Origin of the sequence: Cytophaga sp. (genome assembly GCF_051961495.1) — a bacterium.
Classification (GTDB): domain Bacteria; phylum Bacteroidota; class Bacteroidia; order Cytophagales; family Cytophagaceae; genus Cytophaga.
Window position 1 is genome coordinate 1 of sequence record NZ_JBQCDF010000215.1, and the last position, 6,175, is coordinate 6,175.

Below are 6,175 nucleotides of genomic sequence, written 5' to 3' on the forward strand. Positions count from 1 at the left end.
GGCGCAACCTGGTAATAATAATTGATCATATCTCGCTTTGTTACCTTTTCTTTCGGCCAAAAAATTTTACTGAGGTTAGTAAATTTCAATTCACGACCATTAATGTTTCTTACCTGTGTTTCATCTTTTGGATTCAATAACGTTTTTCGTTCTTTCTTTCCCGGAGATTTTAATACTTTTTTTTCAATGTTGTTTAGCTTCGGGCAAGAGGCAGTTATCGTCTTTTTTGTTTTGTCTGGCTTTGTTATTTACTATTCTGTTTCAACTAAAAAGGCAATATCTGTCAAAACATATTTAATAGCCCGTATTGTTCGGATCTACCCTGTTTTTTTTGTGAGTATCATTATAACTTATTTATGCTCCATTGTCTTAGCAAAGGAGCTTATAGCATTTCCAGTTAAATCTTTTTTGTTAAACACATGTATGCTACAGGATTTTGCCGCAGGAAAACCTGGAATAGTAATCACTCCCTTTTTAGGAAATACTCCATTGTGGTCTTTGAGTTATGAATGGTGGTTTTATATGTTATTTATTCCGTTGTTTTTTTATGTTGATAAACAAAACAGGTATTTAATCGTCCTGATAATTTCGATATTGGGAATAGCCGGTTATGTATTATTCCCCAATCAAATTTCATTATGGGCAATGTATTTTATCATTTGGTGGCTTGGGGTCGAAGCGGCGGATTACATTGTTTATAATGAATACGAATCATATAATAGAATTAGGATTTTAATTGGAGTGATTATTTTTTTTCTAATAATTTTTTCTGTTATTTTTTTAAAAACTTATACAGTAAGCGGTAAGGTAGAACTGGGAATGTATCCATTATTGTTTATACGGCATTTTTCTATTGCCATTTTTATAGTTATGCTAATGTTAAAAATGAGATGGTATATTGTCAATTCAACAATTTCATCAAAAAACTGGATGGTACAAGTTGCTCCCTATACATATGCTATTTATATCATCCATTATCCAATATTGGTTATGTTTGTAATGTTAGGTTACTTAACGAATTTATGGGTAGGAATACCTTTATATATGATTGTTTTATTCATATGCGCATATATATCTGAAAAATATATCCATAATTATATTAAAAGACTTTTTTACAGATAGCTTGTTATAACTACAGAGAAATCAGGATTGCAATGTTTAACTAATACTTTGAATGTCTTTGTATTAAAATTACAATGTTTATTGATATAGAACGACTATATTTGAAGTGTAAATGAGAAGAAGAGCCTTGGTTGTTATTCTTTGATTTTATTTATCTTACCGATTCAAATCATGCATATCAAAGGACTTGATGGATTACGTTTTTTTTGTGCACTGGTAGTCATTATCTCTCATTTAGGCATTGACTTTACAAATTATAGTTGCAATAACAGTATTCTATATTTTATTACAGGAATATTGAATAATTCATTTTCAGGGATTGGAGCAGTATTGGTATTTTTCGTGATTTCAGGCTTCTGTATTCACATTCCATATGCTAATGGTAAAGAGATTCATATAAAAGAATTTTATATGAAACGATTTATCCGAATCAGTATACCTGCCGCAGTAGCCGCTGCAATTTTTTATTTTGTTGCGCATGAGTATTTAAACGTTCTTTGGAGTTTAATTTGTGAACTTTTGTATTACTTCGTTTATCCGTTGCTTTTAATACTAAAAAGAAAGTATTCGAATATTTCTATAATAATAGTTTTATACGTTATCTCTTTTGTAATTATTATACCATTTGATATTTGGGATCAAACAAAATACGGCATATTCCCACGCTATGGCGAAGCTTTGGATTGGATAGCATGTTTTCCTTCCTGGTTTATTGGCGTGATGCTGGCAGATTATGTTGTATCAAATAAAGAAACATTAACTTCCATAACTTTCCTTAATATCTGGATGATCAGGATTGCCAGCTGGTCGTTTACTATTGCTGCATCTATATTACGATTTCAATTAAACATTTCTTATTCATTGACATTGCCGTTCTTTTGTATAGTGGTATATTATTGGTTGTTGAATGAAATTAAATTTTATACAAATAATAAAGAAAATACTTTCATTGTAAAGGGAGGAATGATGAGTTATTCTCTTTACATATTTCATTTTACAATTATCTATTTAGTATCAGATTATTTATCTAACGATCATAAGTATTCTTTACAAACAGGAAGTTTAACATTAATAATGATTTTGATTGCCTCATATATTTTTTATTTATTGGTTGAAAAGCCATCTCATGAATTGGCTCGAAAGGTGAAATTTAAGGGAATAGTATAAATCATCCTTCGTCAAAACTTCTTTTATGTGATCCGGTTTTTGAAAATATTGTTAATCAAATCCTTGCTCTTCAGGATAAACAAACCTATTTTACTATCTCCCTTTATAGACAGATTTCTGATGAATTACACGTATGAATAAAAAAAAACTATTGATCTTCTCTGTCGTTACGTTGGTGCTGATTGTTTTTTTAGAGTTTTTATTTATTCTCAAATGGTGGTTCAGTTATTTTCCACACATCGGGATATTTTTTCATATAACAGGCGGTATTGCTTTCAGCGCGGGTGTTTTCGCATGGTTTTATGGTGATTTGTCAGATATAAAAAAAATAATTCAATTCATATTTGTATCCGGATCAGCAGCCATTGCAGCAATAGGTTGGGAGTGTGTAGAATGGATTTTGGGGGCAGTGCGCAACAGGAGATTTCAGGGAATAGGTGTTGATAATACCATGGAAGATCTTTTTTTGAGTATGGCAGGCGGAGTTATTTTTGGTCTTTTTCTGATGCTTCAAAAAAAGAATAACTCAAAGATTTTAACTGTGAAATCAATACTTCCGGAGCAGATTCTGGTTATCTGTTCATCTTTTTTAATATTGGCTGGTATTGTTTTTCTTGAGTTTTATTTTCTGGAAGAGCAGTTGTTTGAACAGTATCCTGATATTGGAATAGGTTTTCATTTTTTGGGCGGCTTCTTTGTGACTGTTGTTACATATTATATGTTTATAAAAAATCTATCCGAACTGAAATGGTTTCTGCTCATACTATTTCTGACAGGCACTGTAGCTCTTGCTGCAGTAGGTTGGGAGGGCTTTGAATGGACATTGGGAAGGCTCACTGGCAAATTCTATCAGGTTTCCATAGATAATACCATGCTGGATCTTGTTACAGGACTGGCAGGTGGTATAATCGCATGGCCATTTGTATTGCTTCGCAATTTCTTTTTTTGTAAACGGTAATAAACTGTTGAGTATTGAGAATACAGCATTGCTTATGATGATCTTGCAGATTCCTGCAAAAAGCAATAACTTCAGACATATTATAAAACAATAAAATCTCATGTATCAGGATCTGTCTACCTTTACCATGCCTCCGAACTTCAGAGGGAAATCGGGTTTATATGTGCAGTTGTGGTGGATCGTACAAGCTTTGCTTTTTCATCCTTCGCCTCAAATTATGTATGGCTGGAGAAGATTTTTATTGAGATGTTTCGGAGCCAAGATTGGTAAAGGTGTAATCATTCGTCCTTCAGCACAAATCACGTATCCGTGGAAGCTCTCTATTGGTGATTATTCATGGATTGGCGATGAGGTAGTGTTATACACACTGGGTGAAGTTTTTATTGGAAATCACGTGGTTATTTCCCAGCGCTCCTATATTTGTACGGGAAGTCATAACTATAAAAAAATAACATTTGATATATTTTCAGAACCAATTGTTATCGAAGATGAATGTTGGTTAGCCACGGATGTGTTTGTTGCGCCAGGAGTAAAGATCGCTAAAGGGATTGTAGTTGGTGCAAGAAGTAGTGTGTATAAAAGTTTAGTAGATATTGCCGGAGTGTATAAAGGTAATCCTGCACAGAGAATTGCTTCAAGGTAGTCCTTTGGGTAATCAATAGAATATACAATATTTTTTATAGGTAATAGTTCCATAATTTTGTATATTAAGTATACACGCTTTAAGCAAGGCGAAATGAAGTTATTAACTGCAATAAACCAGCTATTATTTAATCATAATTTTATTATGATCTTGATGGTCAAATTGTTTAAATAATATTCACTTTAAAATCCTTCCTTGATAGCACTTAAAACATTTCTCCCTATCTTTGTCCATCTATGAGAATTTTAATTCACGGAATAAACTACTCTCCTGATTTAACAGGAATAGGCAAATATACCGGAGAAATGGGTGCTTGGTTGGTAAAAAAAGGACATGAAGTTGATGTGATCACTGCCATGCCATATTACCCTCAATGGAAAAAAAATCCTGCCTATGCTGGGAAATGGTGGTTTACCGAGAAGATTGCCGGCGCTAATGTAAAACGATGCCCTTTGTATGTTCCCACACATGTTAAAGGGGCTACCCGCATGATACATGAGTTTAGTTTTTTTCTTTCAAGTTTTATCTATTGGTTTAGAGCCTTGTTTAAATCATACGATTTGGTTTTTACTCCATATCCACCATTGATTATTGGGTTTTGGCCCTATATATATAAGCTGTTTCACCCTAAAGCGAAATGGGTATTTCATATTCAGGATCTGCAGGTAGATGCAGCCCGGGAACTGGATCTGATCAAAAGTAAAAGATTATTACGGATATTGACCAAACTCGAAGCATTCTGGTTGAAAAAAGCAGATTACGTTTCATCCATCAGCAGTGGTATGAAGACCCGTATCCTTGAAAAAGGCGTGGCGGAATCCAAGTATATTATGTTGCCAAACTGGGCTGAGACGAATGTTGTCATACCGATTGCGAAAGAGAGATCCATGCGGGAAGAGCTTGATATCCCCTGTGATAAGAAGGTGGTTTTATATTCCGGAAATGTTGGTGAAAAGCAGGGGGTAGACCTCATTATTGACGCTGCTGTATCCTTTAAACACATGAAAAATGTCCTATTTGTAATTGCCGGTGAAGGTGCTTCTAAAGAGCGTTTGAAAAGGCATGCGGCTGAAAAGGGCGGAACGAATGTTTTATTTATCTCATTGCAGCCATATGATAAACTAGCCTCTTTTCTTGCAATCGCAGATGTGCATTTAGTGGTTCAAAAAAAGACCGCGGCGGATCTGGTGCTGCCATCAAAATTTATAAGCATTTTGTCTGCCGGTGGTATTGCGCTGGTTACTGCAGATGAAGGGACTACTTTGTATAATATGGTGAAAACAAACCAAATAGCCCATGTATGCGAGCCAGAAAATGTTGATGTATTTGTTCATACACTGGAATCCATTATTACAACAGACAACTCGGATATAGCACAGCGCGCAAGGGGGTATGCCGAGAAAAACCTGAGCATCGATGCAATTTTGAATGAATTCACCAGCAGGGTCAGTTAACCAATTCATGTAAGCTGCGTTTAACAGAGTGTTTCGTTTTTCTAACATGATTATTTTTGATTGCATATGAGCCAAAAGCAGGTTGATGATATTAAATACATTCACGAAGAAAGTGTTCATAATGCTAAATCACCCGATCAGATTGTTCCTGTATTAATAGATCTGTTTTCCCCGGAAAGTGTTATTGATATAGGCTGCGGCATAGGAACTTTTCTTAAAAGTTTTAAGAAATCAGGAATTGAAACAGTTTTGGGAGTAGATGGTTCCTGGGTTAACAGGGATTTGCTGTTTCAGCATATAAGTCCGGATGAGTTTAAAGAACAGGATTTGTCCCAGTCATTTGTACTGGATAAAAAATTCGATTTAGTAATAAGTCTCGAGGTTGCCGAGCACATTGAACCGGCGCATGCCCAAACATTCGTCCGGAACCTGGTAACTGCCGGTAATGTTATTGTTTTTTCTGCCGCAGTACCTAATCAGGGCGGACAAAATCATTTAAATGAACAATTATTGTCTTATTGGAAAGAGTTGTTCCTACAGCACGATTACCATGTTCATGATATACTGAAACCTTATTTCTGGAACAATCCCGAAATATTCTTTTGGTACAAACAGAATATGGTGGTTGTAGCACATAAAGACTATGTATTTCAAAAGCAGGTTTCATACAATCCGCTGGAGAATGTCATTCATAAAGAAATGTTTGATTTCCGGCTGAAGCAGTTTGAGCATGAGTTGGAGATTGTTCGGGCGGGAAAGCTTCCTGTATCAACGTATATAAAATATTTATTAAAGTCATTTTTTACTGGTAAGCAATAGGCACGCATATGA

The 6,175-nt window shown here is 34.7% G+C and carries 6 protein-coding genes; all 6 read left to right on the plus strand.

Features of this window, described 5'->3' with window-relative positions; genetic code table 11:
• Window positions 1-186 precede the first annotated feature (186 nt).
• The 6 genes from ACTHJT_RS11765 to ACTHJT_RS11790 all read left to right on the plus strand — a co-directional run bounded on the left by ACTHJT_RS11765 (window position 187) and on the right by ACTHJT_RS11790 (window position 6,163).
• Window positions 187-1,122: an acyltransferase family protein gene (locus tag ACTHJT_RS11765; protein ID WP_440238377.1), complete on the plus strand. Its 936-nt coding sequence runs from the start codon at window positions 187-189 to the stop codon at window positions 1,120-1,122.
• A 171-nt stretch (window positions 1,123-1,293) separates the two neighbouring features.
• Complete coding sequence (locus ACTHJT_RS11770; protein WP_440238379.1) at window positions 1,294-2,289, plus strand: acyltransferase family protein; 996 nt, start codon at window positions 1,294-1,296, stop codon at window positions 2,287-2,289.
• A gap of 133 nt (window positions 2,290-2,422) precedes the next feature.
• Window positions 2,423-3,247, plus strand: coding sequence for a hypothetical protein (locus ACTHJT_RS11775; protein ID WP_440238381.1), 825 nt, complete (start codon window positions 2,423-2,425; stop codon window positions 3,245-3,247).
• A gap of 100 nt (window positions 3,248-3,347) precedes the next feature.
• Entirely contained in the window at window positions 3,348-3,890 is a 543-nt protein-coding gene (locus tag ACTHJT_RS11780) for a putative colanic acid biosynthesis acetyltransferase (protein WP_440238383.1), read from the plus strand.
• 236 nt (window positions 3,891-4,126) lie between these two features.
• Window positions 4,127-5,344 carry a WcaI family glycosyltransferase gene (locus ACTHJT_RS11785; protein ID WP_440238385.1) on the plus strand — a complete coding sequence of 406 codons (1,218 nt, stop codon included), beginning with the start codon at window positions 4,127-4,129 and terminating at the stop codon, window positions 5,342-5,344.
• A 66-nt stretch (window positions 5,345-5,410) separates the two neighbouring features.
• Window positions 5,411-6,163 (plus strand): class I SAM-dependent methyltransferase, encoded by a 753-nt coding sequence (locus ACTHJT_RS11790; RefSeq protein ID WP_440238387.1) that lies wholly within the window; start codon window positions 5,411-5,413, stop codon window positions 6,161-6,163.
• Window positions 6,164-6,175 lie beyond the last annotated feature (12 nt).

Excerpts from the sequence above, each read along its gene's own strand:
- ACTHJT_RS11765 (WP_440238377.1), top strand. The coding sequence starts at position 187 with ATGTTGTTTAGCTTCGGGCAAGAGGCAGTTATCGTCTTTTTTGTTTTG.
- ACTHJT_RS11770 (WP_440238379.1), top strand. The coding sequence starts at position 1,294 with ATGCATATCAAAGGACTTGATGGATTACGTTTTTTTTGTGCACTGGTA.
- ACTHJT_RS11775 (WP_440238381.1), top strand. The coding sequence starts at position 2,423 with ATGAATAAAAAAAAACTATTGATCTTCTCTGTCGTTACGTTGGTGCTG.
- ACTHJT_RS11780 (WP_440238383.1), top strand. The coding sequence starts at position 3,348 with ATGTATCAGGATCTGTCTACCTTTACCATGCCTCCGAACTTCAGAGGG.
- ACTHJT_RS11785 (WP_440238385.1), top strand. The coding sequence starts at position 4,127 with ATGAGAATTTTAATTCACGGAATAAACTACTCTCCTGATTTAACAGGA.
- ACTHJT_RS11790 (WP_440238387.1), top strand. The coding sequence starts at position 5,411 with ATGAGCCAAAAGCAGGTTGATGATATTAAATACATTCACGAAGAAAGT.